The following is a 25,717-nucleotide window of genomic DNA, read 5'->3' as shown; positions in this document are numbered from 1 at the left end:
CCGGACCCGGACGCTCCGGCGGCCGTCCCCGCCTGGTGGATCCCGCCGCCCCACGGCGTCCACCGCGTCCACGTCCGTACGCCGGACCGCCGCCGGGCCACGGCCACCCTCGTCGCCGCCCCGGCCCGCGTCCCGCAGCCGCCCGAGCGTTCCCACGGCTTCCTGGTCCAGCTCTACTCCCTGCTCTCCGCCCGCTCCTGGGGCATGGGCGACCTCGGTGACCTGGCGGACCTCGCCGCCTGGTCCGGGCGCACCCTCGGCGCCGGGTTCGTCCAGGTCAACCCGCTGCACGCGGCTGTTCCGGGCAGCCCCACCGACCCGTCGCCGTACCGCCCCTCCTCGCGCCGCTTCCCCGACCCGGTGCACCTGCACGTCGAGTCGGTCCCCGAATACGGCCACGTCCGCGACCGGGCCACCCTGGACGACCTCCGGCAGGACGCCGCCGCTCTCAGCGAGGCCGTGCTGAACAAGGGCGCGCTGATCGACCGGGACGCCGTCTGGGAGCTGAAGCGCCAGGCCCTGGAGCTGGTCGTCGAGGTGTCCCTCACCCCCGGCCGCCGCGCCGCCTACTGCGACTTCCTGGCCGAGCAGGGGCAGGCGCTGGAGGACCACGCCTTGTGGTGCGCGCTCGCCGAGGTGCACGGCCCCGACTGGCACACCTGGCCCGAGGCCCTGCGCGACCCCCGCTCCCCGGGAACCGCCCGCGCCCGGACCGAGCTGCTGGACCGGGTCGACTTCCACTGCCGTCTCGCCTGGCTGACCGCCACCCAGCTCGCCGTCGCCCAGCGGGCCGCAGAGGACGCCGGGATGGGCGTCGGCATCGTCCACGACCTCGCCGTCGGTGTGCACCCGGCCGGCGCCGACACCTGGGCCCAGCAGGAGGCCTTCGCCCACGGCATGTCCGTCGGCGCGCCCCCCGACGCCTTCAACGCGCGCGGCCAGGACTGGGGCCTGCCGCCCTGGCGGCCCGACACTCTCGCCGCCACCGGATACGCCGCCTACCGGGGCCTGCTGCGCGGGCTGCTGGCCCACGCGGGGGCCCTGCGCATCGACCACGTCATGGGCCTGTTCCGGCTCTGGTGGGTGCCCGAGGGCCGCCCGCCCACCGACGGCACGTACGTCGCCCAGGACGCCGAGGCGATGCTCGCCGTCCTCGTCCTGGAGGCCCACCGGGCCCGGACCGTCGTCGTCGGCGAGGACCTCGGCACCGTCGAGCCCGGGGTCCGCGAGGCGCTCGCCCGGCGCGGTGTGCTCGGTACCTCGGTGCTCTGGTTCGAGCGCGACTGGGACGGCGACGGCCGGCCGCTGGCGCCGGAGAAGTGGCGGCGGGACTGCCTGGCCACCGCCACCACCCACGATCTGCCCTCCACCGCCGCCCGGCTCGCCGGCGATCATGTGACGCTGCGCCACCGCCTCGGCCTGCTCGCCCGCCCCCTGGAGGAGGAGCTGACCGAGGACGCCACCGACACCGCCGAGTGGCTGGGCCTCCTCGCCCGGCTGCGGATGCTCCCCGAGGGCGACGGCGACGAGGAGGCCGCCGTCCGGGCCGTGCACCGCTTCCTGCTGCGCACCCCCGCCCGGATGACCGGTGTCTGGCTCCCCGACACCGTCGGCGACCGCCGCCCGCAGAACGTCCCCGGCACCTGGGACCAGTACCCCAACTGGCGCCTTCCGGTCGCCGACGCCGAGGGCCGTCCGGTCACCCTGGAGGAGATCGCCGCCTCGCCCCGGCTGCACACGCTGATGGACGTCCTGCGGACCCGAAAGCCTCATACGGCACCCCCGGGCGAGCGCCGTCCCTAGGCGTTCGCTACGTTGGCACCGTGGACAAGAAGAACGCTATGCGCGCCGGCGTCGTTGCGGCCGGGACGACGCTGATGATGCTGCTCATGTCGGCCCCGGCGCTCGCGCTCACGCCCGACGACGGTGACGACCCGGCTCCGCGCATGAGCGCGATCGAGACCATCGGTCTCTACGCCGTCGCGCCCATCGCCCTGTTCGTGGTGATCACGGGCCTGGTCATGGTCCTGGACAAGTCCAAGAAGCAGGTCTGACCCGCACACGTACGACCCGCACGAAGGGTGCGCCGCCGGTAGCGACTGCCGCGCGGCGCATCCGCACGTCCGGCCCGGGAGACACATCCGACCCGGGAGTCGCGCACGGCCCAGGACGCGCGTCCGGCGCCGGTCGGGTGCACGGCACCGGTCAGGAACGCGACCCGGGCCGGGCCGGTAAGTTGCGCCCATGACCGAGTGGGACGTCAAGAAGCTCCGCATCCTGCGTACCCTGCGCGACCGGGGCACGGTGACGGCGACCGCCGAAGCGCTCCTGATGACCCCCTCCGCGGTCTCCCAGCAGCTCACCAACCTGGCAAAGCAGCTCGGGGTGGATCTCCTGGAGGCCCAGGGCCGCCGGGTCCGCCTCACCGACGCCGCCCACCTCGTCCTGCGCCACGCCGAGGCGGTCTTCGCCCAGCTGGAGCGGGCCGAGGCCGAACTGACCGGCTATCTGCGCGGCGAGGCTGGCGAGGTCAGGGTCGGTGCGTTCTCCACCGCCGTGCCCGCCCTCGTCGTCCCCGCCGTCCGGCTGCTGCGCGCGGAGGGCCGCCCGGGGCCCGACGTACGCGTACGGGAGGCCGAGGCCGCCCAGGCGTACGAGCTGCTCACCGCGGGCGAGGTGGACCTGGCCCTGTCGCTGGCCGCCCACGCCCCCACCGCCCGCGACCCCCGCTTCAGCCTCTTCCCGCTGCTCGCCGACCCCCTGGACGTGGCGCTCCCCGCCGACCACCCGCTGGCCGGCGCACCCGCCCTGCGCCTCGCGGACCTGGCCGCCGACCGCTGGATCTTCGGCGGCTCGGGGCCCTGGTCCGAGATCACCACCGCCGCCTGCGAGGCGGCGGGCTTCGTCCCCGAGCAGGCCCACAGCGCCGCCGGGTGGACCGCGATCCTCGCCCTGGTCGAGGCGGGCATGGGCGTCGCGCTGGTCCCCCGGATGGCCGCCCGGGAGCGCCGTGAGGGCGTCGTGATGCGGGTGCTGGAGACGGACCGGCCGTGCCGCCATGTGGTGGCGGCGGTCCGGCACGGGGCGGCGGGCGGCCCGGCCGTGGCCCGGGTCCTCACCGCACTCACCGACGTGGCCCGTTCGTTCAGTTGAGCTGAACGATATCTGCGAAAACTTTCGATGGACCTGATGGGTCTGGTGGCGCGAAGGTAAGACGCATGACCTTCGACGCGAGCGAGACCACATTCCAGGACACCGACACCGACCCCCACGCCAATGACGCCGCGCCCTACGGCGGCGGTGACCCGTACGCCGACTACCGCGAAGCCGGGGACCTCCCCTTCGCCGAGCTGGTCGACCTCGCCGACCGCCGCCTCGGCGCGGGCGTGATCGCCGCCAACGACGAGTTCTTCGCCGAGCGCGAGAACCTCCTGATCCGTGAGCGCGCGGTCTTCGACCCCGAGCACTTCGGGCACAAGGGCAAGATCATGGACGGCTGGGAGACCCGCCGCCGCCGCGGCGCGGACGCCGGCCACCCCTTCCCGGCCCCCGGGGACCACGACTGGGCCATCGTCCGCCTCGGCGCCGCCGGCATCCTCCGCGGCCTGATCGTGGACACCGCCCACTTCCGCGGCAACTACCCGCAGCGCGTATCGGTGCAGGCCACCTCCGTCGAGGGCGCCCCGAGCCCCGAGCGGCTGCTCGCCGACGACGTGAAGTGGGAGGAGATCCTCCCGCCCACCCCCGTGCGCGGCCACGCCGCCAACGCCTTCGAGATCACCGGCGGCCGCCGCTACACCCACCTGCGCCTCTGCCAGCACCCCGACGGCGGCATCGCCCGCCTCCGCGTGCACGGCGAGGTCGTCCCGGACCCGGCCTGGCTCGCCGCGCTCGGCACCGTCGACCTGATCTCGGTCCTCAACGGCGGTACGTACGAGGACGCCTCCGACCGCTTCTACTCCTCGCCCACCCAGATCATCCTGCCGGGCACCTCCCGCAAGATGGACGACGGCTGGGAGAACCGCCGCCGCCGGGTCCGCGACACCCATGACTGGGTCCGCTTCCGGCTCCCCGCCCAGGGCGCGGTCCGCGCGATCGAGATCGACACCGCCTACCTCAAGGGCAACTCCGCCGGCTGGATCGCCCTCCAGGGCCGCAACGGAGACACCGGCGAGTGGTTCGAGATCATCCCGCGCACCCGCCTCCAGCCCGACACCCTGCACCGCTTCGTACTGCGCGCCCAGGCCGTCGTCACCCACGTCCGCCTCGACGCCTTCCCCGACGGCGGCGTGGCCCGGATGCGGTTGCACGGCACCCTCACGGAGTCCGGCACCGCCGAGCTGACCCGCCGCTACGAGGAGTCGGGCGCGTAACCCCGTAACCCTCGGCCCCCCAGTTCCCGCCCGGCGGACGGTTGCGCTCCTGCGCCCGCCCGCCGGGCGGTTTCCAAGCCGGGCGGCTCAGGCGGCGTACACGGAGAAGCGCAGCGTCTTCGCCAGCACCTACCAGGTCCACCGGGCGAACACCCGGTTCACCGTGTTGCAGAAGGCCCCGCCCGTGCAGTCGGTGGCCCGGTCCTGCCAGGCCCGGACCGTCAGGGAGTGGAAGCCGAGGGTCCGCGAGAACGCGAACCGGATGTGCATGCTCCGGCCCAGCTGGTGCCCCGGCAGCGTGTTGATCTGGAAGAAGTCGTTCCCGATGTACTCCACCTCGACCGGATTGCCGCCCAGCAGCTCGCAGCGCGCCCCCGCCCGGATCCGCCCCGCACAGCCGCCGCTGACCGGGAACAGCCAGAAGTGGTCGGTCAGCTGCTCCCGGACGTCGTCCGCGCCGGTGAACGGGTGCAGCCCGAGGCTTTACCCGTACGTGTAGAGGGCGTAGCAGCCCGCCGGACCGGGGCGGCGGGGCCCGTCAGCAGACCCGCGCACAGCGCCAGCGCGACCGGCACGGCGGCGGAGCCGGGCATCCGAACCCTCCCGTGGCCTGCGGCCGAAGCTTCCTGCGACGACCCTTCGGACCGTAGGCCACGGGAGCCCCCATCGCGCGCGGACGGCCACCGAACGCGCGACCAGGGCCTTCAGGGCGGGGTGACGGGACGGATCCGGCCCCCGTCGAGGACCACGATCCGGTCGGCGGCGGCGAGGCCCGCCGGTACTCGTCCTGACGCCGTGGCCGAGTGGCGGGTGCTCGGAAACCGAAGGGGGCGCCCCCTCCGCCGCGGCGAAGAGGACGCCCCCCGGGGCGTACGCGAAAGGGTCAGGCCGTGGCCGCCGCCGCGTCCGCCGCCTGGGCCTTCAGGGCGCGCTCCACACCGGACCGCGACTCCGACATCAGCCGGCGCAGGGCCGCGCTCGGCTCGGCCGAGGCCAGCCAGGCGTCCGTGGCGTCCAGCGTCTCCTGGGAGACCTGGAAAGCCGGGTAGAGGCCCACGATGATCTGCTGGGCCATCTCGTGGCTGCGCGAGTCCGAGACGTCCTTCACCGAGGCGAAGTACTTCTCCGTGTACGGGGCCAGCAGCTCGCGCTGGTCCGACTGGACGAAGCCGCTGATGACCGCTTCCTGAAGCGAGTTGGGCAGCTCGCCGGAGTCCACGACCGAGGCCCACGCCTGAGCCTTGGCCTCCTCGGACGGCTGGGCCGCCCGCGCGGAGGCCGCGTGGCGCTCGCCCGCCGCCGTCCTGTCCCGCTCGTACTCGGCGGCGATCTCCTCCTCGTCCAGCAGACCGGACGCCGCCAGCCGCTGCACGAACGCCCACCGCAGCTCGGTGTCGACGGCCAGGCCCGCGATCGACTCGGTGCCGTCCAGCAGCGACTGGAGCAGGTCCAGCTGCTGCGGGTTGCGGGCCGTGACCGCGAAGGCGCGGGCCCAGGCCAGCTGGTGGTCGCTGCCCGGCTCCGAGGCGTGCAGGTGCGCCAGCGTCGCATCGGTCCACTGGTTGAGCGCGCCCTCACGGGTCTCCGGCGAGGCGTACAGGTCCAGTGCCAGCTTCACCTGCCGGTGCAGCGACTGCACGACGCCGATGTCCGACTCCTTGCCGATGCCGGAGAGCACCAGGGAGAGGTAGTCGCGGGTCGCCAGCTCGCCGTCGCGCGTCATGTCCCAGGCCGAGGCCCAGCTCAGGGCGCGCGGCAGCGACTCGGCGAAGTCGCCCAGGTGCTCGGTGACGAACCGCAGCGACTCCTCGTCGAGGCGGACCTTGGCGTAGGAGAGGTCGTCGTCGTTGAGCAGGATGACGTCCGGGCGGGCCTTGCCCTCCGGGAACGGCACGGTGGTGCGCTCGCCGTCGACGTCCAGTTCGATCCGGTCGGTGCGCACGAGCTTGCCGTCCGCGTCGAGGTCGTAGCAGCCGATGGCGATCCGGTGCGGGCGCAGCGTCGGCTCGCCCTTCGCGCCGGCGGGCAGCGCGGGCGCCTCCTGGAGCACGGTGAACGAGGTGACGTGACCGTCGGCGTCGGTCTCGATCTCCGGGCGCAGGATGTTGATGCCCGCCGTCTCCAGCCACGCCTTCGACCAGGTCTTCAGGTCGCGCCCCGAGGTCTTCTCCAGGGCGCCCAGCAGGTCCGAGAGGCGGGTGTTGCCGAAGGCGTGCGCCTTGAAGTACGCCTGCACGCCCTGGAAGAACGCGTCCTTGCCGACGTACGCCACGAGCTGCTTGAGCACGGACGCGCCCTTGGCGTACGTGATCCCGTCGAAGTTGACGAGGACGTCGTCCAGGTCCTGGATGTCCGCCATGATCGGGTGCGTGGAGGGCAGCTGGTCCTGCCGGTACGCCCAGGTCTTCATGGAGTTGGCGAACGTCGTCCAGGAGTGCGGCCACTTCGAGCCCGCGGCGTCCGCCTGGCAGGCGATCGAGGTGTAGGTGGCGAACGACTCGTTCAGCCAGAGGTCGTTCCACCACTCCATCGTGACGAGGTCGCCGAACCACATGTGGGCCAGCTCGTGCAGGATGGTCTCGGCCCGCACCTCGTACGCCGCGTCCGTCACCTTGGAGCGGAAGACGTACTGGTCGCGGATGGTGACCGCGCCCGCGTTCTCCATCGCGCCCGCGTTGAACTCCGGGACGAAGAGCTGGTCGTACTTGGCGAACGGGTACGCGTAGTCGAACTTCTCCTGGAACCACTCGAAGCCCTGCCGGGTGACGGCGAAGATCTCGTCCGCGTCCAGGTACTCCGCCAGCGAGGGGCGGCAGTAGATGCCGAGCGGGACGGACTGGCCGTCCTTCTCGTAGCTGCTGTGCACCGCGTGGTACGGGCCCACGATGAGGGCCGTGATGTACGTGGAGATGCGGGGCGTCGGCTCGAAGGTCCAGACGTCGTCCTTCGGCTCCGGCGTCGGCGAGTTCGAGATGACCGTCCAGCCGGACGGAGCCTTCACGGTGAACGCGAAGGTCGCCTTCAGATCGGGCTGCTCGAACGAGGCGAAGACGCGGCGCGCGTCCGGAACCTCGAACTGCGTGTACAGATAGGCCTGCTCGTCGACCGGGTCGACGAACCGGTGCAGGCCCTCACCGGTGTTGGTGTACGCGCAGTCGGCGACGACCTTCAGCTCGTTGACGCCCTCGCGCAGATGCGGCAGGGCGATCCGCGCGTCGCGGAACACGGCGGCCACGTCCAGGTCCTTGCCGTTCAGCACCACGTCGTGGACGGCCGGGGCGACCAGGTCGATGAACGACTCCGCACCCGCCTCCGCGCAGTCGAAGCGCACGGTGGTCACGGACCGGTAGGTGCCGCCCTCCTGCGCTCCGGAGAGGTCGAGATCGATCTCGTACGCGTCCACGGTCAGCAGGCGCGCCCGCTCCTGTGCCTCTTCGCGGGTCAGATTCGTGCCAGGCACGCGGTCATCTCCTAGGTGTGCGACTTGATATGCGGCGTTTCCGTCATCCTTCCATGGGCCACGCTCTCAGCGCGATGTCCGTTTTCCGCCGGACGCGGACGGCTCCGGGGTACAGGGTCGAACCATGACCGGATACGAGCCCCGCCCCATCAGTCCCGCCGCCCTCGCCGAACTCCGCGCCACCGACGACGCGGGCCGCCCCTGCACCTCACACACGGAGACGGGGGCCGGCGCCCCCCTCCGCTGCTGCCTGCGCGGCAGCGAGCCGGGGGAGCGCATCGCCCTGGTATCCTACGCCCCGCTGCGCCGCTGGGCCGCCGGGACCGAGGCGGCCCCGGGGGCGTACGACGAGCAGGGCCCCGTCTTCATCCACGCCGAGGAGTGCGCGGGCCCGGACCCCGAGCGGGCCGGATACCCCTTCGCACGCCCCGGCGCACTGCGCGCCGTGCGCCGCTACGACGCCCAAGGGCACATCGCGGGCGGCCGGCTGCTGGAGCTCCCGGCCGAGCCGGAGAAGGGCTTCGACGCGGCCATCGACGAGGCGTTCGCGGACCCGGAGGTGGCGTTGGTGCACGTGCGGGCCGTGGAGTACGGGTGCTTCCACTTCGAAGTGCGGCGAAACTGAGACGGTACGGGTACGGGTACGCGAAGGGGCGGCCACCGGCGATCGGTGGCCGCCCCCTTCCCGTACGCGTGACGCCGCGGGTCAGCCCTTCAGCTCGGCCGCCACCAGCTCCGCGATCTGCACGGCGTTCAGCGCCGCGCCCTTGCGGAGGTTGTCGTTGGAGACGAACAGCGCGAGACCGTTGTCCACCGTCTCGTCGACCCGGATGCGGCCCACGAAGGAGGCGTCCTTGCCGGCCGCCTGGAGCGGGGTCGGGATCTCCGAGAGCTCGACGCCCTCGGCGTCCTTCAGCAGCTCGTAGGCGCGCTCGACGCCGACCGGGCGGGCGAAACGGGCGTTGATCTGGAGCGAGTGACCGGAGAAGACCGGGACCCGGACGCAGGTGCCGGACACCTTCAGATCCGGGATCTCCAGGATCTTGCGGGACTCGTTGCGGAGCTTCTGCTCCTCGTCCGTCTCGAACGAGCCGTCGTCCACGATCGAGCCCGCCAGCGGCAGCACGTTGAAGGCGATCGGACGCTTGTAGACGGCCGGCTCGGGGAAGTCCACGGCCTCGCCGTCGTGGGCCAGCTTCTCGGCCTCGGCGACGACCTTGGCCGCCTGGCCGTGCAGCTCGGCGACGCCGGCGACCCCGGAGCCGGACACGGCCTGGTAGGTGGCGACGGTCAGCGCTTCGAGACCGGCCTCGTCGTGCAGCGGGCGCAGCACGGGCATCGCGGCCATCGTCGTGCAGTTCGGGTTGGCGATGATGCCCTTGGGGCGGACCCGGGCGGCGTGCGGGTTGACCTCGGAGACGACGAGCGGGACCTCGGGGTCCTTGCGCCAGGCGGAGGAGTTGTCGATCACCACGGCGCCCTGGCCGGCGACCTTCTCGGCCAGCGCCTTCGAGGTCGCGCCGCCGGCGGAGAACAGCACGATGTCCAGGCCCGTGTAGTCGGCCGTGGAGGCGTCCTCGACGGTGACCCCGGAGCCCTTGAAGTCGATCGTGGAGCCCGCGGACCGGGCGGAGGCGAACAGCCGCAGCTCGTCGACCGGGAAGTTCCGGTCGGCCAGGATCCTGAGCATGACTGTGCCGACCTGACCGGTGGCGCCGACGATTCCGACCTTCACGAGGACTCCTCTGTTCTGACGTCTGTACGTCTGCACGTCCATGCGTCTGCACGTTGTGCGACTGTGCGGTCCGTTTGCCGCTCCATGATGCGTATGTCCCGCCCCGCCGTCATATCAGGGACGATCAGTGGCGATCCGTTACGGCGTGACCTTCTCGATCACGACGCTGCCGGTGCCCGCGGCGGTTCCGCGCGCGTTGACCAGCTGGACCTCGCCGAAGAACTGACGGCCCTCGGGAGCCGCTCCGGCGACCACGACATCGGCGCCGACCTGGGCCGACGCACCGTTGGCCAGGTTCACGGCCTTGGTGGAGTCGACCTTGATCGTGCCGAGCGAGGCCGAGTAGAACACGTCGCGGTAGTCGTACGTGGTGGTCCCGGCCGGGACCGAGTAGCCGTCGACGACGACCGTGTACGTGCCCGCGGCGGGCTTCACGAGGCTGACCCGCTCCTCGGAGCCGGCCGTGGTCCCGCTGCCGACCTGGGTGGCGCCCCGGAAGACGTACAGGTCGATGTCCGCGTTGGCGTCCGAGGTGCCCCCGATGGCGACGTCGAGCTTCTCGACGCCCTCACCGATGGTGACCGTGGTCTGACGGGTCTCGCCCGTGGCGATCGACGACTTGGCCACCTTGGCCGAGCCCAGCGAGCCGCCCTGGAGCTTGCCCTGGAGGGCCGCGGCGCCGTTGGTGACCGTCCAGTCCACCGCGGCCGGAGTGCCGATCTTCGCCTCGGCGATGGTCCGCACCGCCGGGTCGAAGGTCACGCCGAGCAGCGAGACATCCAGCTTGTACGGGTTGTTCAGCAGCGGCGACGTACGACGCGACTCGACCTCGATCTCCCACACGCCGGGCTGCGGGTCCTTGTAGGACCGCGAGTCGGGGCGGCAGGTGTTGGCCGGGTTCTCGTAGTTCGGGTAGCAGTTGATCGTGGAGGTCGAGTCGACCGGCGTCCCGTACGGGTGCAGGGCGATGAACCGCGTCTGGCTGCCCGAGCGCAGAGCGCCGAGGGCGACCTCAAGGGTCTTCGCGCCCTCCGGCACGTTGACGAAGTACGACGTGGTGCCGTTGCGCTGGACCGAGCCGGACGCCTTGAAGGCGTATCCGGGCTGCTTCAGATCGTGGGCGACCACGACCGTGGTCATGATCTGGTGGTCGACGCCGGAGGTCTTCTTGTCGTCGACCCGCAGGATGGCGCTGTGCACCCCGGCGGTCTTCGCCTTCGCCCTGACCTTGAGCTTGACCGGCGTGTCGAGCGGCAGCGAGACGTACCGGGGGCTGCTGAGCTCGAAGGTGCCGTCGTTGTTCTTCCACGACAGCTTGTGCCGGACGTTGCGGTCCGGGCCCGTGGTGCGGGTGACGACGACGTCGTAGACCTTGGTCTCACCGACCTTCAGGCCGCCCTCGCGGTCGTAGAGGCCGGTGCCGAAGCCCGGGTCCTTGAGCGCGAAGTCGATCGCGGTGTCGACCGGGGCCTTCACCGAGAACTCGTGCGCGGGCTTGCCCTGCTTGGCGATCTGCTTCCACGCCTTGACGATGTTGATCAGACCGGAGCCCTGAACGTGCGCGGGCACGTCCTTGATGTGGGTCGCGGTGCTGGTCAGCGCCATGCGCAGATCGGCCGGGGGAAGCTCGATGTCCTTCTGCTTCGCGGCCGACAGCAGCAGCGCGGCGGCGCCCGCCGCCTGCGGGGAGGCCATCGAGGTGCCCTGGAGCATGGAGTAGCCGGCCGGCAGGTCGTAACCCGCCTCCTTGACCGGACCGCCCGGCGCCCAGGTCTGGGTGGTGTTGATGGAAGCACCCGGCGCCGAGATGATCGGCGTGAAGCCGCCGTCCTCACGCGGACCGCGCGAGGAGAAGGGCAGCATGTCGTACTTCTTGGTGACCTTGGAGCCGTAGTTGGCGGCCCACGTCTCCTTGGAGACCGACGCGCCGACCGAGATCACGTGGTCGGCGAGCGACGGGTCGCCGATGGTGTTGAGCCCGGGGCCGCTGTTGCCGGCCGAGATGACCAGCTGCACGCCGTAGATGTCGACGAGGCGCTTGTACAGCTCCGCGCGGGCGTTGTTGCCGTCGTTCAGCGGCGGCAGGCCGCCGATCGACATGTTGACGATGTCGACGCCGCGGTTGACGACGAGGTCGATCATGCCCTCGGTCAGCGCGATGTTGGTGCAGCCGCCGGACCAGGTGCAGGCCCGCGAGGAGACGATCTTGGCACCGGGAGCGGCACCGTTCATCTTGCCGCCGAACAGGCCGTTGGCCGCGGTGATGCCCGCGACGTGCGTGCCGTGCGAGCCCTCGATGACGCCGATGTTGACGTAGTCGGCCTTCGCGCCCGCGGAGTTGTAGACGACGTCCTTGCGGTTCTCGACGACGAACGGGATGCGCTCGACGACCTGCGTGCGCGGGTCGTCCTCGCCGAAGTAGGAGACCTGGAACTTGTCCTTGTACGGCTTGAGGACCTTGTCGTCGGAGAAGTCCGCGTTCTCGTTCAAGTCGACCCGCGTGGTGCCGGTGACCGGGTCGTACAGCACGCCCCAGACGTCGGTGGTGTCACCGTCGCGGTTGAGGTCGCCCTTCATGTCGCCGCCGGTGGTGGCCGACTCGGCGAACGTGGCGAACTTGTAGTCGCCCGCCGGTGCCGCGTAGGTCTTCCCGCCGGACGTGAACGCCGGGCCGGAGACCGACTGGGACATCCGCAGCCAGGTGCCGTCCTCGTCGCTCACCGGGTCGGTCGCGGTCACCCAGTCGACGATCTTGCGCTCGCCGGTGGTGGTCTTCCGCAGGGCCGGGTGGCCGAGGTCGACGCCGGAGTCCAGGATGCCGATGGTGATCCCGCGGCCGTCGGCCTTCGGGTGCTTCTTGACGAACTTCACCGCGCCCGTCTCGTGGGACGGGTTGTACGGGTTCTTCGCCGGGGTCTTCTTGCCCGGGGCCGGGTAACTGCCCGTGACCTTCTGCCGCTTGGCCTTGGCCGCCCGGTCGCCCGCGGGCGTCGGGTCGTCCAGCTTGATCTCCTGCTTGAGATCGATGCCGAGGACGGAGGAGAGCTTGGAGGCCTTCTCGATCGTGGCCTCGGCGCTCTTCGTCGGGACCGTCGCCCGGACGTAGCCGAGCTTGTCGTGGGTCGTGCCGAGCACGGAGCCCTCGACGGCGTCCAGCTGCTTGCTGACCTGCTCGGTCGCACCGGGGGTGGTGGCGACCATCATGGTGACGTTCTTCTCGCCCTTGGCCTCGGCCTTCGCCAGGAGGTCGGCGTCGGCCTTGCCTAGCTTGTCGCCCCGGTCGCTCGTGGCGGCCGGTTTGACGGGCGCCGGAGCCGGGTCGTCGGTGGCGAAGGCCGGTGCGGCGCCGGAGGCGGCCAGTGCGGCCGCCAGGCCGGCAGCGGCCGCGATACGAGCGGCGCGTCTCGCCCCGGGTATGGAACTGGGGGATTCCTTGGTCATCAGCATCCCTGTAATTGAAAGAGAGAGTCCGGAATTCGGTACCGGATGACCGCTTACCCTGTCGTAAAAGACAGGGGTTTGTGGAGAGTTGACGAAGACGAGTTTGGGGCTTGGCGTAGATCCGCCACGGGGCGCGATGTGCCATGTGGGAGGAATGAGGTCAAACGGTGTGCGAGTGACGTCTGGTGCCGTGCGGTGGTCGGGACCTGCCGTACGCGTGGTCCGGACCTGTCGTGCAGTGGTCCGGATCGGCGAGCATCGTCGGTCCGCTCGCCGTCGGCCCGCGTGCACGACCCGCGCGGCCCCCGCTCAACGCGGCAGCACCATCACGTACGCGGCCGGCTCCCGGTCGGCCGCCGCCATCAGCGCCGTCCGTACCACCGTCGCCTGCTGGGCCACCGCCTCGCGCAGCTTCCCCGGGGTGAGGTGGACGACCGTGACCCCGAGCCGTTCCAGGTGCTCCCGCTTCGCGGCGTACGCGGACCACTGGGGGTCCTCCTGCGCCCGGCCCCTCCGGTCGGGCACGCCGTACCGGGGTGCCCGGGTGTCCAGCTCCACCGCCACGGCGTGGTCGGGCCAGTAGGCGTCGACCCCGCCGAGCCGGGGCCCGCCCGGCAGTCGCAGCTCCACGTTCCACAGCGGGTCCGGCAGTCCGTGCTCGCGCACCATCGCGTACAGCCGTGACTCCGCCACCGCCCGTCCCTCGGCCAGCAGCGCGTCGACCGCGCCCACCACGGCGGGCCGTCCCAGCAGCTTCGCCTCGCTCAACTCGCTTACCAGGGCGGTAGGTTCGCAGTGTCCGGCGAGCACCGCCTCGGTCAGCAGCCGCCGGACGTCCGCCGCATCGGTCATGCCCGCCACCGCGTCCGCCAGGGCCCGCCGCACCGGGGCGACGGGCACCTCGCCCACCCGCACCGCGCCCGGCATCGAGGCGGTCCGCAGCACCTCCACGAACCGGGTGGACCGCAGCCGCCGGGTGCGCGGGACCAGTACGTCGATCCGGTGCAGCGCCCCCAGGTCCCCGGCCGTCGCGAAGCCGTACAGTGCGAGCGCGGCGATCCCGGTGACCATCGCCTCGCCGTACCCCGTCTCCGAAGGGCCCGCCGGTGCGCGCCGCGCGGAGACCGGCGGCCGCCCCGCGTACAACAGGGCTCCGTGCAGCCGCTCCCGGCCGGTGGGCGGGCCCGGGTGCAGCAGATAGACCCCCGGCAGCAGATGCTGCCAGGGGCCGCCGGGCAGACACCGCGCGGACGTCTGCGCGGCGGACACGCCCCACGCCCTCAACTGGGCGGCGGAGAGAACACGCTGTGTGACGTCCGCGGGGCGGAGGGGGAGATGGGGGAGACGGGGGGAGAGCGGGGTGTTCTGGGTCATGTCCCGGGGTTTCCCGCCCGTGGAGGGTGCCCTAACCCCTGTTACACGCCCGTCGACAATCCCGGACAACACCGTCCTAAAGTACGGACGTTCGACAACCGAAAAGTGCCGACGTGCCGGGAATCGAGGGGAGGGGCGCCTCGGGCAGGTGTGCGAGCGCTGCTTTCGCGCCGCACGCCTCGCCTCGCCCGAGCGCCCCCTCCTGCGTTCCTGCTCGGACCCACCGGCAGTCGGGGGACGCCGCCCCCCCCGACCGCCGGTGCGCCCTATGCCGCGGCCCGGTCGCACTCCTGGCCGCGCAGTGCCCGCGCGAGATCGTCCCGGGACTCCAGCACCAGCCGCCGCAGTGCCGGGGCGGCGTCCTCGTGCTCGCCCAGCCAGGCATCGGTGGCCGCGAGGGTGCCGGGGCTGTCCTGGAGACCGGGGAACATCCCCCGCACCACGTGCATGCCGATCTGGATGGACCGCTCCGCCCAGATCCGCTCGATCACCTCGAAGTAGCGGCTCGTGTACGGGGCGAGCAGCTCCCGCTGGGAGGACTGCCCGAAGCCGGCGATCGTCGCCTCGACCAGGGCGTTGGACAGCTTGTCCGACTCCACGACCGCCGCCCACGCCTGCGCCTTGACCGCCTCCGAGGGGCGGGAGGCCAGGCACCGTACGTGGTGGCGCTTGCCGGACGCCGTGTCGTCGCGGGCCAGTTCGGCGTCGATCGCCGCCTCGTTCGCCACCCCGTGCGAGGCCAGCGGGGAGAGGAAGGCCCAGCGCAGCTCCTGGTCGACATCGAGACCGTCGATCCGGGCCGTGCCCTCCAGCAGTCCGCCCAGCAGCTGGAAGTCCCCCTCGGACGAGGCGACAGCCGCGAAGAACCGGGCCCAGGTCAGCTGGTGCTGGCTGCCCGGCTCGGCGATCCGCAGCTCGCGCAGCGCGCCCTCGGCCAGCGCCCGGCCGCCCTCCTCACGCCAGTCGGGGGCCGCGTAGTTGACCAGCGCGGACTGCGTCCATGCGTGCAGCATCTGGAGCACACCGATGTCGCTCTCCCGCCCGGCGAACGCCAGGACCAGCGCGACGAAGTCGCGGGCCGGCATCAGTGCGTCCCGGGTCAGGTTCCACAGGGCCGACCAGCACAGGGCACGGGCCAGCGGGTCCGTGATCTCGCCCAGGTGGTCGCGCAGCGTGGCCAGCGACACCTCGTCGAAGCGGACCTTGCAGTAGGTGAGGTCGTCGTCGTTGACCAGGATCAGATCGGGCCGCTCGGAGCCGGCCAGAGCGTCCACCACGGTCCGCTCCCCGGCCACGTCGACCTCGGCGCGCGCGTAGCGCGTCAGCTCGCCCTCCGGCGTACGCCGGTACAGGCCGACCGCGACGCGGTGCGGGCGCAGCTCCGGGTGCGAGGCGGCGGCCTCCTGGACGACGGCCAGCTCGGTGAGGACGCCCGCCGCGTCGTAGGTGGGCACGGGGGTGAGCACGTTGACACCCGCCGTCTGGAGCCAGGAACGCGACCAGGCCGTCATGTCGCGGCCGGACGTCTCGGCGAGCACCGACAGCAGGTCGCTCAGGCGCGTGTTGCCGTAGGCGTGCTGCTTGAAGTAGCGGCGGGCACCTTCGAGGAACGCGTCGCGCCCCACGTACGCCACCAGCTGCTTGAGTACGGAAGCGCCCTTGGCGTACGTGATCCCGTCGAAGTTCAGCTTGGCGTCCTCCAGGTCACGGATGTCCGCCGTGATGGGGTGCGTGGAGGGCAGCTGGTCGGCGCGGTAGGCCCATGCCTTGCGGTTGTTGGCGAAGGTGATCCAGCCGTTGGTGAAGCGGGTCGCCTCGACCATCGAGAAGGAGCCCATGAAGTCCGCGAAGGACTCCTTCAGCCACAGGTCGTCCCACCACTCCATGGTGACCAGGTCGCCGAACCACATGTGCGCCATCTCGTGCAGGATGACGTTGGCACGCCGCTCGTAGGCAGCCGAGGTGACCTTGCCGCGGAAGATGTACTCCTCGCGGAAGGTGACCATGCCCGGGTTCTCCATGGCGCCGAGGTTGTACTCGGGCACGAAGGCCTGGTCGTACTTCCCGAAGGGGTACGGGTAGTCGAAGTGGTCGTGGAAGAAGTCCAGGCCCTGCTTGGTGATCAGGAAGACGTCGTCCGCGTCGAAGTGCTTGGCGAGCCCCTTGCGGCACATCGCGCCGAGCGGGATCTCCAGCGTGGTGCCGTCGTCGAACGTACGGCTGTAGTGATCGCTCACGTAGTGGTATGGACCGGCGACGACGGCCGTGATGTACGTGGAGATCGGCTGGGTCTCGGCGAAGGTCCACACCCCGTCCTCGTGCGACTCCTCGGCCCCGTTGGACCAGACCCGCCACCCCTCCGGAGCGGTCACCCGGAAGCGGTAGGGAGCCTTGAGATCGGGCTGTTCGAAGTTGGCGAAGACGCGGCGGGCGTCGGCCGGCTCGTACTGCGTGTAGAGGTAGACCTCGCCGTCCTCCGGATCGACGAAGCGGTGCATGCCCTCGCCGGTCCGGCTGTACGCGCAGCGGGCGTCGACCACGAGCACGTTCTCGCCCTCGACGAGCCCGTCCAGCGCCACCCGCGTCCCGTCGAACACGACGGCCGGGTCGAGGGCCGTCCCGTTCAGGGTCACCGCGTCCACACCCGGCGCCACCAGGTCGGCGAAGGTCGAGGCGCCCGCACGCGCCGAGCGGAACCGGATCGTGGTGAGCGACCGGAACGTCCGCGGACCGCCGTCCCCGCCGCTCCCGTCGGCCCCCTCGGGCTCGCCGACGGCGGACCGCAGGTCGAGAGCGACCTCGTATCCGTCGACGGTCAGCAGCTCGGCCCTCTTCTGGGCCTCGTCGCGGGACAGGTTTTCACCGGGCACGGGCACTCCTTCGTGACGCGCGTGTTGTGTCGTGTTCGAACCCATTGATCCTTGCATGCGTCTCCGCGCGGCGGCATTCAGGGAATGAGGAGGCCGTCCGACGGCGTTCTCGCCCGCAGGTGGAACACGCCCTTCTGAGGAGAGACATGTCCGAGAACACCCCGGCCAACGGCAAGACCCCGGTCGACTTCTGGTTCGATCCGCTCTGCCCCTGGGCGTGGATGACCTCGCGCTGGATGCTGGAAGTGGAGAAGGTCCGCGACGTCGAGGTCCGCTGGCACGTGATGAGCCTGGCCGTCCTGAACGAGGACAAGCTGGACGACCTGCCGGAGGAGTACCGCGACCTCCTGGAGAACAAGGCCTGGGGCCCGGTCCGGGTCGTCGTCGCCGCCCAACAGCAGCACGGCGACGCGGTCGTCGGCCCCCTCTACACCGCGCTCGGCACCCGCTTCCACAACAACGGCGAGGGCCCCACCCGCGAGGCCGTGGCCGCCGCGCTGAAGGACGTGGGCCTCCCCGCCGACCTGGCCGACTACGCCGGTTCCGACCGTTACGACACCGAGCTGCGCGCCTCCCACAAGGAGGGCATCGACAAGGTCGGCCAGGAGGTCGGCACCCCGGTCATCGCCGTCCCCGGCGCGGACGGCGAGCAGGTCGCCTTCTTCGGCCCGGTCGTCACCCCCGCACCCAAGGGCGAGGAGGCGGCGAAGCTCTGGGACGGCACGCTGCTCGTCGCCTCCATCCCGGGCTTCTACGAGATCAAGCGGACCCGGACGCAGGGGCCGATCTTCGACTGACACCGGTTGCTTCGACTGACGCCGACTATTCCGTGGCCGCGCGTATCCGTACGTACAGGGGGCCACGACCCCCATGCGGATACGCGCGGGCGAGGCGGCCGAGGCCGCTGCACTGACGCTGCTGGAAGTCACGTCGGCCTGAACGGGCGACCGGTGTGAACGAACGACCTGAAGGCGCCGGGATTCCGGCCGTTGTCAGTGATGCGCCGTACGGTGGGAAGCATGCGAGTCTCATCGGAGATGAGCACGATCGACTGCGCGAACCCCCAGGCGCTGCCGCCTGGTGGGCCGTGGCGCTGGGCGTCGAGGAGACACAGGACTACGACCAGTTCGTCGTCCTCGCGGCGACCCCACTGGTCCTCGGCTTCCAGCGGGTGCCCGACCCCAAGTCCGCCAAGAACCGGGTGCACATCGACCTCTCCTCGCCCGACCGCCCGACCGCCCGACCGCCCGACCGCCCGACCGCCCGACCGCCCGGCCGACGTGGAGCGCCTGGCGAAGCTGGGCGCGACCGTCGTCGGCGAGCAGTCGATGCAGGGCGGGACCTGGACGGTCCTCCGGGACCCGGAGGGCAACGAGTTCTGCCTCGCCGACGAGGGGAGCCACTGAGCGGGCAGGGGCTTGATCAGGCGACCCGGGACGCCTTCTGAGCGAGCGGTCAGGGGCGGTCGGCGTCGGTGCCGGTGAAGTCGTCCTCGGCTGTGAGCCGCCGGACTTCGCGGTGGATGTGCTCGGTGATGAGGTCGCTGAGCGGGTCGGTCACGGCCCAGAAGTGCGGCCCGGGGTGGTGATCGAAGTACGCGCACGAGGTGACGGCGCGGGTGACCAGGTCGCGGAGGACGGCCGGGCACAGGGGCAGGGTGTCGAACCGGTAGACGCGGTGGGCGTCGGCGCCGGTCCACAGGAGCCACAGGTCCCGGTCGTCGTCAGGGACGTCGTCGGTCCAGAGATGGGCGGCGTGCTCGGCGGCTTCGTCGTGCGCGCCCAGCTCGCAGAGGAGGAAGTCGTCCTGGGCGAGGACATCAGGTGGGTGCTCGGGGCCGCCTTCCATGGCGGCGAGCGCGAGGAGCGCTTCGAAGAACAGTACGCCGGTGACGGCGGTGCATTGCCGCACGGGTGCGGGTCTTTCCTTTCTCTTCCCTGGGATGCCCGGACGTTGGGATGCCGGGGCAGTACGAAGCCCCGCCCACGGCTTCGGGGGCAGTGCGGGGCTCGTGCTCTCAGCGTGCGGTGCTGGAAGGGGTCACACCGGCAGGTCCCACCCCGTACCGTCCTCGGAGCCGATCCACACCCGCTGCCGGGCGGCCGAGACCGTGATGCCGAAGCTCTCCTGATGCGGCTCGCCCGCCGCCTGCCAGAGCCGGATCGCGGTCTCGACCCGGTCCCACAGACGTACGGGACCACGCTGGACGACCGTCCACCCGCCATCGGGCCCGGGCGCCGTCCGCGCCTGCGAGCCGGTGGAGACGTCCCAGAGGATCTGCTCCGGCCCCGCCCCCATCCGTTCCGCCGCCGGCGCGGCGAGCTGGGCCACCCAACTGCCGGTCCACGTCCCGATCACCGCCGGGTCGATCCGGCTCGGCCGCTCCTCACCGGGCAGCAGGGCCAGGGTCGGACGGGGCGGCCGGTCGTGCGGTCGGGCGATCATGAAGCTGGTGTACCCGGGCAGGAGTCGTCCCGTCGCGGTCCCCGGCCCGGTCACGGTGAGGAGCGCCAGCCCGGACGCGTAGCTCCAGCCGGAGTGGGTGGCCAGGATCTTCCCGCCCGGTTTCACCTGGTGCAGCCAGGCCATGGGGACATACCGGACCGAGCAGGTGGCGATCAGACGGTCGTACGTGCTCGCGCCCGCGTCCGGGTCTCCCCGCAGACCGTCCCCGACGATCAGGCGCGGCGCGTACCCGGCTGCCTTGAGGGCGGCGGCTGCGGCCCGGCCGACCACCGGGTCGTACTCGACGCTGGTCAGCCGGTCGTGGCCGAGGCGATGCGCACCGAGGGCGGTTGAGTATCCGCTCCCGGTGCCGACCTCCAACACCCGGTGCCCGGCTTCCACTTCGAGCTGCTGCCACATGCGGAGCACCAGGGACGGCAGGGTCGACGACGACGTCGGATCGCCCGTGACACTGCCGTCCGTCACATCGCCGGGCCGGACGCGGCCGTCGAGCTGGGTGACGAGCGTCCGGTCGGCGTAGATCCCTTCCAGCCACCCGTCCTCACCCTGGCGAACGGGCAGGTAGCCGGTAGGAACGCTGTCGGTGACCTGCGCGAAGTAGGAGCCCAGGAACAGTTCGCGGCGAACGGTCTCGGCGGCGTCGCGCCATGCGGGGTCGGTGAGCGTCCCGTCCTCGGTGAGCGCGTCCGCGAGGACGGAACGCAGGTGAGCGGAGGTGCTCATGGGTCGGTGCCTTTCTCCAGCTGATCGGCGAGGGCATGGGCGATGCCGCCGGTGACGTCGGGCGGCTGCCACGCCCACTGCCCGTTGGGGTTGCATTCGAGGAAGTACCAGTTCCCGTCACCGGTCACGGCGAAGTCGAACGCCCCGTACACCAAACGGAAGTGGGCCAGGTATGCGTGGACGGATTTCTCCACCGCCTCGGGTACGTCCACGGGTCCGCACCGTATGAGGCCCTGCCGACGCCGCCAGTCCAGATCCGGGCTGTCGATCCGCACTCCGGACAACCACGGCCCAACGGCGGTCACCCGCACGTCGTACGCCTTGTCCACTCGGGCCTGGAAGTGGTGGGGGCAGACGGCCACGGCGTCGGTGATCTCCTGCTCACATACTTCGCGCACCCACACACTGTGAGGTCGGCCGGCCACGCGGTAGGGCGTGTTCCATACAGGCTTGTAGACGACTCCGCCGTAGTGATGAGCAGCGAACTCCCGTGCCTCCCGTGCGACATGGGTGATCAGCGTGTCAGGCACGAGAAATCTGAACCGTTGCGCCGCCGCGAGCTGGGCGGGCTTGTACTCGGCCGCACGGTTGTTCCATGGGTGGTTGACGTAGTGCGCTCCCGGGAGGGACGCGAGGATTCCCCCGGTTCCCCAGAAGGACTGCTCCCCGGCGAACCGGCGGTCGCGCTCGTCCAGTCCCGAGGGCCCGTCGTACGGCGACGGCCTGCGGACCCATACGGACCGCACCCGGGTGAGATCGAGGTCCCGGCTCGCCGTGCGCAGGACGCCTCGCCGAACACCCGTGCCGTACGTGGCGGACAGCGAGGCCACTGAGGGCAGGTCGGTGCCGGGGTCCAGGCGCACCACGGGCACGCGCCGCGCTGCGAGGACGCGCAGCACGATGTCCGTGGTCACGTCGTGGAGGTTGGTCAGCACCAGCACCGACCCGCGTCGGCCGTCCATCAAGCGGACTGGTCCTGGTCGTAGGACTCGGCGCTGTCGGAGTCGGTCGCTCCACCCGGTGCCGCGCCGTCCCCCGGGGTGGTGTGGGTCGGCGTCAGCCCGCTGGTACTGGTGCCGTGGCCGCCCATCTCGACCGTGCGGCCGTTCTCGTCGACGACCAGGGCGATCTGCGTCCCGGGGTCGAGTACGGGGGTGAACCGGGGGACGGCGACGGTGTCCTCGTACGGACCCATCCGGCCTGTGCCCCACGGTGCGGGCGTGTACGGCATCGGGCTCATCTTCGTGTACCTCCGTGCTAGTGGTGGGTCGGTTGCTCTTCTCCTGCTGACGTCTGCCGCAGGGTCCTACGGCGGCGACCTCAGCCGCCGTACCAGCGCATCCACCTCGGCCGAGCGCCAACGGCCCCGCTGCGCGATCGCCGCGTCCAGCCCGGGGAAGTACCGGGCCCGGTAGGCGGGGTCGGCCTCGATGCGGACCCGTTCGGCGAAGGGCGAGGACGGACGTGACGCATACGGGCGGAGCAGGGGTGCCTTCACGGGAACCTGGTCCGGATGGGCAGTTGAGCCCAGACGGTCTTTCCGGGGTTGCGCGGCCGTACGCCCCAACGCTCGGCGAGCGCGTCGACGATGAGCAGGTCCCGACCGGACGTCTCGTCGTCGGTGGGCTTGCGAAGCTCCGGCATCAGCCACTGGTGGGAGTCGGCGACCTCCAGGATCAGCACGCCGTTCCGACGCCGTAACCCCAACTCGAAGTAGTCGCCGGTGCCTTTGGTGTGGGCGATGACGTTGGTGGCCAGCTCGCTGGTGGTCAGTGTCGCGTCGTCGATGAGCTCGGCGAGTTTCCACCCGACCAGGACCGTTCTGACGTGCCGCCGAGCGGCGGAGATGGAGTCCCTGCGGACTCGGAACCTCTTGCTGTCTGTGCGCCCGGACATATGTCCCCCAAGGTCGTGGGCAGGCGGAACCAAGATCACCTGACGTGCTGAAGTCAGCACTCGGTGTGACGTAATCCACGCTAGGGGTGGGGTGAGACGCAAAGCAAGTGAATCTGTAGTGCAAGCTTGCATTCACTCGTCCGAGGCAACTCGCTAGCGAGGGCGAACAGTTGCCAGGCAGACTGGCTGGAAGGGAGAGGGGGGTCTATGCCCGCAGGTGGGAAGCCCACGGTGCGCAGTCGGAGGTTGGGGGCGGCGCTCAAGCGGCTGCGGCTGAACGCGTGTCTGGACCAGGAGCACGCGGCCGATGCGGTGGCATGTTCCACGGCAAAGATCAGCCGAATCGAATCGGGCACGGTCAGTGCACGCGTCGGTGATGTGCGAGTGCTGCTTGATCTGTACGAGGTGGAGAACGTTGTCGAACGTCAGCTACTGGAGAAGCTGGCGCGGGACAGCAACAAGCGTGGCTGGTGGATGGACTTCGATGCCGGGCAGCCCGTGCGGGAGATTCTGGGCGACTTTCTGTCCCTGGAGTCCGACGCCACGTACATCCGTACGTGGCAGCCGGTTCTCATCCCGGGCCTGCTGCAGACTCCCGAGTACACAAGGGCGTTGACCGACGCCAGCCCGGACGTGATCAGTGAGGAAGCGGCCGACATGGTCGTCAAGGTCAGGCAGGAGAGGCGCCGTGTCTTCGAGGAGACGGGCGCGCGGTTCGCTGCCGTGATCTGGGAGCCGGCGATCACCGGTCCGATGCCGTCGCCCGCTGTTCACCGGGCCCAGCTCGCCCACCTCAACAAGATGGCCAAGCAACCCAACATGACGATTCAGGTGCTGCCGCACACCGAGTGGGCTGCTGCACGAGTGTCGCCTGCGTTCGTCGGACTTTCGTACGCCCAGGAGATCTCACCTGAAGTGATCGTTATTGATGCGGTCGCCAACTGCGTCATCCTCGAAGAGCGGGACGTCATGGCCAGCTACGTACACGCGTTTGACACGCTCAGGTCGGCAGCCCTCACGCGTACTGAGAGCATGGCCTTCATCGAGAAGATCGCGAACAGCGTCGCCGCAGGGAACGAGGAATCGTGAGCAGCCAGGGCATAGTGACTTCCTTCGAGAAGTCTTCGTATTCCTCCGGCGGGCAGGGAACTGAGTGCGTCGAGGTGGCCCACACCGTCGATGGCGGCCGGGCCGTCCGCGACAGCAAGAACCCGGCCGCCGGGCTCCAGTTCTACGGCCCCGGCCACTGGGCCGCGTTCATCGGCGGCGTGAAGGCGGGCACCTTCGGCGGCTGACGGATCGGCCCGGAGCGCGCGGGCGGGCGCACGTGTGAGCCCCGCCAGACCCGTCAGTGGCTGCGATCACGTGGCGGCGCGAGTCGGCAGCTTCGTGTGAGGGGCGGTTAGGGTCGGCGTCATGTCTGCTGAGCCCGCCCCCGTACTGCCTGCGGTGCTCGCTCTGCTCACCGATGAGGAGCGGGTGGTGGACCCGGCGGCTATCGCGGTCACGGAGGCGTACGAGCGCGCCTTCACGGCGATCGACGCGGGCCCGCGCAACGAGATGCTGGTCCTGGTCGAGGGCGCCGACGGGCACGTCGATGGGGCGGTCGTGGGCTGTCTGCAGGCGACGTACATCCCCGGGCTCGGCCAGGGAGGCGCCGGGCGGGCCCTGATCGAGGCCGTGCGGATTCGCGCGGACCGGCGAGGTGGCGGGCTGGGCCGGATCTTGATGGAGCGGGCGATCGCGAGGGCACGCGCGCGTGACTGCGGACTGGTCCAGATGACGAGCAACAAGCAGCGCGAGCACGCGCATCGCTTCTATGCCGGGCTCGGCTTCACCCGCAGCCACGACGGATTCAAGCTCAGGTTCTGAGGTCCGCAGCCGGCGGAGAACATGTGGAGACCGGGCTGCGGAGCCGGATCGCCGTCCCGTGCGGATGGAGTCCCGCGAGGTAGCTCTGCGGTGAGGGTGCGCCGTGTTCCCCCGTGCGGCGGAGGCGGATCATCACGCGGTCTGACGCGCCGGGCCGGGCGGTGCGCGAGATTCGAGTTCATGACGACGACGGATCCCGCCCCGCCGGAACCCCGCGTGCCGCCACCGGCCCGGCCGTCGGTCCCGCCACCCCCACGCTGGGCGGTCCGCGCCGCCCATGTCGCGGCCTGGTCTACCGTCCCCTCCGGGGTGTGGCGCATCGCGCTCGTGCTCGGGGTACCGGTCGAGGTGATGGAGCGCGAGGAGTTCCTCACCGCGTTCCCCGACAACTCCCCGCTGATCGGACTGGCCTACGTTCTGCTGATCGGCGTGGTCGCCGAGACCGCCTCGTACCTCACGCTCGGCCTGGTACGGCCCTGGGGGGGAGGTGGTGCCGCGCTGGATTCCGATCCTCGGGGGGCGCCCGGTCAACGGCAGACTCGCGGTCGCCGCCGCTTCGCTGGGAGCCCTCACGGCCACCGTCCTGTGGTGGGTCCTCTTCTTCGGCGGACTGCTGACCGCCCCGAGTCCGGACCCCGGCATCTCAGCCGGTGAAGTCCTCTTCGTCGCCGCCTACGCACCCCTCCTGCTGTGGGGCCCGCTCCTGGCGGCGGTGACCTGGTCGTACCACCAACGGCACCGGGCTTGCACGGGGTCGTGCTAGACAGACGTGTCCGGGTCGCGCTCGGTCGAACTTTCGGACACGCCCTGGCCCGCCCCCGGCGCTGCCGCCTCCAACTCCGCCACCGTGCCCGACATCACCGTACGGATGTGGCGTGTCAGGTGGTTCGCCGGCCAGTCCCACCAGGCCACGGCCAGCAGGCGTGCCACGTCCGCCTCCTCGTACCGGGTGCGGATCTGGCGGGCCGGGTTGCCGCCGACGATGCCGTAGTCCGGGACGTCCGAGACGACCACGGAGCGCGAGCTGATGATCGCGCCGTGCCCGATGCGCACGCCCGGCATGATCACGGCCTCGTAGCCGATCCAGACGTCGTTGCCGATCACGGTGTCGCCCCGGTTGGGGAGGCCCGTCAGCAGGTCGAAGTGGTCGGCCCAGGAGCCGCCGAGCGTCGGGAACGGGAAGGTGGACGGGCCGTCCATGCGGTGGTTGGAGCCGTTCATGATGAAGCGGACCCCCGTGCCCAGCGCGCAGAACCTGCCGATCACCAGGCGCTCCGGGCCGTAGTGGTACAGCACGTTGCGGGTCTCGAACTCCGTGGCGTGCTCGGGGTCGTCGTAGTACGAGTACTCCCCGGCCTCGATCAGCGGCGAGGTGACCAGAGCTTTCAGCTGCGCCACGCGCGGCTGGCCGGGCATCGGGTGCAGGGCGGTGGGGTCCGCCGGGACGGGCGCGGGGGCGGAACTCATGGGGGCCTCTTCCGGGGAGAGGAGCGGGGTACGGGTAGGC

General features: G+C 71.1%; 23 protein-coding genes and 2 pseudogenes. 12 read left to right on the top strand and 13 right to left on the bottom strand.

Translation table 11 applies throughout. The features are described from left to right. The 4 genes from malQ to alc all read left to right on the top strand — a co-directional run. Window positions 1-1,803: 4-alpha-glucanotransferase (gene malQ / locus B9S58_RS36390; RefSeq protein WP_103536128.1), on the top strand; the 1,803-nt coding region annotated here is incomplete at its 5' end. A gap of 38 nt (window positions 1,804-1,841) precedes the next feature. Next, the gene (locus B9S58_RS36385) at window positions 1,842-2,054 is read left to right on the top strand and encodes a hypothetical protein (RefSeq protein WP_103536127.1); all 213 of its coding nucleotides are present in this window, start codon (window positions 1,842-1,844) and stop codon (window positions 2,052-2,054) included. A 190-nt stretch (window positions 2,055-2,244) separates the two neighbouring features. Beyond that, window positions 2,245-3,153: a LysR family transcriptional regulator gene (locus B9S58_RS36380; protein WP_103536126.1), complete on the top strand. Its 909-nt coding sequence runs from the start codon at window positions 2,245-2,247 to the stop codon at window positions 3,151-3,153. Window positions 3,154-3,218: 65 nt separating this feature from the next. Then, window positions 3,219-4,373 carry an allantoicase gene (alc, locus tag B9S58_RS36375; protein WP_103536125.1) on the top strand — a complete coding sequence of 385 codons (1,155 nt, stop codon included), beginning with the start codon at window positions 3,219-3,221 and terminating at the stop codon, window positions 4,371-4,373. 129 nt (window positions 4,374-4,502) lie between these two features. Here alc and B9S58_RS36370 read toward each other — a convergent pair. Both B9S58_RS36370 and pepN (B9S58_RS36365) read right to left on the bottom strand, forming a co-directional pair. Next, window positions 4,503-4,966, bottom strand: a pseudogene (locus B9S58_RS36370) (hypothetical protein). A 290-nt stretch (window positions 4,967-5,256) separates the two neighbouring features. Further along, window positions 5,257-7,833 carry an aminopeptidase N gene (pepN, locus tag B9S58_RS36365; RefSeq protein ID WP_103536124.1) on the bottom strand — a complete coding sequence of 859 codons (2,577 nt, stop codon included), beginning with the start codon at window positions 7,831-7,833 and terminating at the stop codon, window positions 5,257-5,259. 124 nt (window positions 7,834-7,957) lie between these two features. Here pepN (B9S58_RS36365) and B9S58_RS36360 point away from each other — a divergent pair, with 124 nt between their 5' ends. After that, a complete protein-coding gene (locus B9S58_RS36360) occupies window positions 7,958-8,458 on the top strand; it encodes a DUF1203 domain-containing protein (RefSeq protein ID WP_103536123.1) in 501 nt (166 codons plus the stop codon). An 81-nt stretch (window positions 8,459-8,539) separates the two neighbouring features. Here the strand turns inward: B9S58_RS36360 and B9S58_RS36355 are convergent, their stop codons facing one another. The 4 genes from B9S58_RS36355 to pepN (B9S58_RS36340) form a co-directional block, all read right to left on the bottom strand. Then, on the bottom strand, window positions 8,540-9,568 hold the full coding sequence (locus tag B9S58_RS36355; RefSeq protein WP_103536122.1) for an aspartate-semialdehyde dehydrogenase: 1,029 nt from the start codon (window positions 9,566-9,568) through the stop codon (window positions 8,540-8,542). A gap of 138 nt (window positions 9,569-9,706) precedes the next feature. Then, window positions 9,707-13,015 carry a S8 family serine peptidase gene (locus B9S58_RS36350; protein ID WP_181009574.1) on the bottom strand — a complete coding sequence of 1,103 codons (3,309 nt, stop codon included), beginning with the start codon at window positions 13,013-13,015 and terminating at the stop codon, window positions 9,707-9,709. A 303-nt stretch (window positions 13,016-13,318) separates the two neighbouring features. Next, complete coding sequence (locus tag B9S58_RS36345) at window positions 13,319-14,383, bottom strand: hypothetical protein (RefSeq protein ID WP_103536121.1); 1,065 nt, start codon at window positions 14,381-14,383, stop codon at window positions 13,319-13,321. A 266-nt stretch (window positions 14,384-14,649) separates the two neighbouring features. Continuing rightward, window positions 14,650-17,253 carry an aminopeptidase N gene (gene pepN, locus B9S58_RS36340; RefSeq protein WP_103536120.1) on the bottom strand — a complete coding sequence of 868 codons (2,604 nt, stop codon included), beginning with the start codon at window positions 17,251-17,253 and terminating at the stop codon, window positions 14,650-14,652. 146 nt (window positions 17,254-17,399) lie between these two features. Between pepN (B9S58_RS36340) and B9S58_RS36335 the strand changes: the two genes are divergently transcribed. The 3 genes and pseudogenes from B9S58_RS36335 to B9S58_RS40395 all read left to right on the top strand — a co-directional run bounded on the left by B9S58_RS36335 (window position 17,400) and on the right by B9S58_RS40395 (window position 18,659). Beyond that, the gene (locus tag B9S58_RS36335; protein ID WP_103536119.1) at window positions 17,400-18,050 is read left to right on the top strand and encodes a DsbA family protein; all 651 of its coding nucleotides are present in this window, start codon (window positions 17,400-17,402) and stop codon (window positions 18,048-18,050) included. A gap of 155 nt (window positions 18,051-18,205) precedes the next feature. Continuing rightward, window positions 18,206-18,433, top strand: a pseudogene (locus tag B9S58_RS40400) (hypothetical protein); the annotation flags it as partial. A 100-nt stretch (window positions 18,434-18,533) separates the two neighbouring features. Next, window positions 18,534-18,659: a VOC family protein gene (locus tag B9S58_RS40395; protein WP_374935742.1), complete on the top strand. Its 126-nt coding sequence runs from the start codon at window positions 18,534-18,536 to the stop codon at window positions 18,657-18,659. 49 nt (window positions 18,660-18,708) lie between these two features. Here B9S58_RS40395 and B9S58_RS36325 read toward each other — a convergent pair whose 3' ends face one another. From B9S58_RS36325 to B9S58_RS36300, 6 genes are all read right to left on the bottom strand, one after another. After that, a complete protein-coding gene (locus B9S58_RS36325) occupies window positions 18,709-19,164 on the bottom strand; it encodes a hypothetical protein (protein ID WP_103536118.1) in 456 nt (151 codons plus the stop codon). Between the two features lie 129 nt (window positions 19,165-19,293). Continuing rightward, window positions 19,294-20,442, bottom strand: a complete 1,149-nt coding sequence (gene tgmC, locus B9S58_RS36320; protein WP_103536117.1) for an ATP-grasp peptide maturase system methyltransferase — start codon at window positions 20,440-20,442, stop codon at window positions 19,294-19,296. Then, the gene (gene tgmB / locus B9S58_RS36315; protein ID WP_103536116.1) at window positions 20,439-21,404 is read right to left on the bottom strand and encodes an ATP-grasp ribosomal peptide maturase; all 966 of its coding nucleotides are present in this window, start codon (window positions 21,402-21,404) and stop codon (window positions 20,439-20,441) included. Before tgmB ends, tgmC begins: the two co-directional genes overlap by 4 nt. Beyond that, on the bottom strand, window positions 21,404-21,682 hold the full coding sequence (gene tgmA / locus B9S58_RS36310) for a putative ATP-grasp-modified RiPP (protein ID WP_258045248.1): 279 nt from the start codon (window positions 21,680-21,682) through the stop codon (window positions 21,404-21,406). Before tgmA ends, tgmB begins: the two co-directional genes overlap by 1 nt. A 66-nt stretch (window positions 21,683-21,748) precedes the next feature. Next, window positions 21,749-21,940 carry a hypothetical protein gene (locus B9S58_RS36305; RefSeq protein WP_258045247.1) on the bottom strand — a complete coding sequence of 64 codons (192 nt, stop codon included), beginning with the start codon at window positions 21,938-21,940 and terminating at the stop codon, window positions 21,749-21,751. After that, complete coding sequence (locus B9S58_RS36300; RefSeq protein ID WP_219818947.1) at window positions 21,937-22,338, bottom strand: ATP-binding protein; 402 nt, start codon at window positions 22,336-22,338, stop codon at window positions 21,937-21,939. Before B9S58_RS36300 ends, B9S58_RS36305 begins: the two co-directional genes overlap by 4 nt. A 207-nt stretch (window positions 22,339-22,545) precedes the next feature. Here B9S58_RS36300 and B9S58_RS36295 point away from each other — a divergent pair, with 207 nt between their 5' ends. From B9S58_RS36295 to B9S58_RS39865, 4 genes are all read left to right on the top strand, one after another. After that, on the top strand, window positions 22,546-23,427 hold the full coding sequence (locus B9S58_RS36295; RefSeq protein ID WP_103536114.1) for a helix-turn-helix transcriptional regulator: 882 nt from the start codon (window positions 22,546-22,548) through the stop codon (window positions 23,425-23,427). Further along, window positions 23,424-23,633 carry a DUF397 domain-containing protein gene (locus B9S58_RS36290; protein WP_103536113.1) on the top strand — a complete coding sequence of 70 codons (210 nt, stop codon included), beginning with the start codon at window positions 23,424-23,426 and terminating at the stop codon, window positions 23,631-23,633. The genes B9S58_RS36295 and B9S58_RS36290 overlap by 4 nt, the downstream gene beginning before the upstream one ends. Window positions 23,634-23,754: 121 nt before the next feature. Continuing rightward, the gene (locus B9S58_RS36285) at window positions 23,755-24,210 is read left to right on the top strand and encodes a GNAT family N-acetyltransferase (RefSeq protein WP_103536112.1); all 456 of its coding nucleotides are present in this window, start codon (window positions 23,755-23,757) and stop codon (window positions 24,208-24,210) included. 490 nt (window positions 24,211-24,700) lie between these two features. Next, window positions 24,701-24,973: a hypothetical protein gene (locus tag B9S58_RS39865; RefSeq protein WP_258045246.1), complete on the top strand. Its 273-nt coding sequence runs from the start codon at window positions 24,701-24,703 to the stop codon at window positions 24,971-24,973. Here the strand turns inward: B9S58_RS39865 and B9S58_RS36275 are convergent. Next, on the bottom strand, window positions 24,970-25,677 hold the full coding sequence (locus tag B9S58_RS36275) for a CatB-related O-acetyltransferase (protein WP_103536111.1): 708 nt from the start codon (window positions 25,675-25,677) through the stop codon (window positions 24,970-24,972). The two genes, B9S58_RS39865 and B9S58_RS36275, sit on opposite strands and share 4 nt — an antisense overlap. Between the last annotated feature and the right edge of the window lie 40 nt (window positions 25,678-25,717).

It is taken from the genome of Streptomyces sp. SM11 (genome assembly GCF_002910905.1).
GTDB lineage: Bacteria > Actinomycetota > Actinomycetes > Streptomycetales > Streptomycetaceae > Streptomyces.
Note: the sequence above shows the minus strand (reverse complement) of the source record. Positions and strands in the feature narration are given on the sequence as shown.

Bases quoted from the DNA above. Each gene is read 5' to 3' on its own strand.
- tgmB (WP_103536116.1), bottom strand. From the start codon at position 21,404: ATGGACGGCCGACGCGGGTCGGTGCTGGTGCTGACCAACCTCCACGAC.
- B9S58_RS36345 (WP_103536121.1), bottom strand. From the start codon at position 14,383: ATGACCCAGAACACCCCGCTCTCCCCCCGTCTCCCCCATCTCCCCCTC.
- B9S58_RS36275 (WP_103536111.1), bottom strand. From the start codon at position 25,677: ATGAGTTCCGCCCCCGCGCCCGTCCCGGCGGACCCCACCGCCCTGCAC.
- B9S58_RS36350 (WP_181009574.1), bottom strand. From the start codon at position 13,015: ATGCTGATGACCAAGGAATCCCCCAGTTCCATACCCGGGGCGAGACGC.
- tgmC (WP_103536117.1), bottom strand. From the start codon at position 20,442: ATGAGCACCTCCGCTCACCTGCGTTCCGTCCTCGCGGACGCGCTCACC.
- B9S58_RS36285 (WP_103536112.1), top strand. From the start codon at position 23,755: ATGTCTGCTGAGCCCGCCCCCGTACTGCCTGCGGTGCTCGCTCTGCTC.
- tgmA (WP_258045248.1), bottom strand. From the start codon at position 21,682: ATGAGCCCGATGCCGTACACGCCCGCACCGTGGGGCACAGGCCGGATG.
- B9S58_RS36380 (WP_103536126.1), top strand. From the start codon at position 2,245: ATGACCGAGTGGGACGTCAAGAAGCTCCGCATCCTGCGTACCCTGCGC.
- B9S58_RS36295 (WP_103536114.1), top strand. From the start codon at position 22,546: ATGCCCGCAGGTGGGAAGCCCACGGTGCGCAGTCGGAGGTTGGGGGCG.
- B9S58_RS36335 (WP_103536119.1), top strand. From the start codon at position 17,400: ATGTCCGAGAACACCCCGGCCAACGGCAAGACCCCGGTCGACTTCTGG.
- B9S58_RS36360 (WP_103536123.1), top strand. From the start codon at position 7,958: ATGACCGGATACGAGCCCCGCCCCATCAGTCCCGCCGCCCTCGCCGAA.
- B9S58_RS36300 (WP_219818947.1), bottom strand. From the start codon at position 22,338: ATGTCCGGGCGCACAGACAGCAAGAGGTTCCGAGTCCGCAGGGACTCC.
- alc (WP_103536125.1), top strand. From the start codon at position 3,219: ATGACCTTCGACGCGAGCGAGACCACATTCCAGGACACCGACACCGAC.
- B9S58_RS36385 (WP_103536127.1), top strand. From the start codon at position 1,842: ATGCGCGCCGGCGTCGTTGCGGCCGGGACGACGCTGATGATGCTGCTC.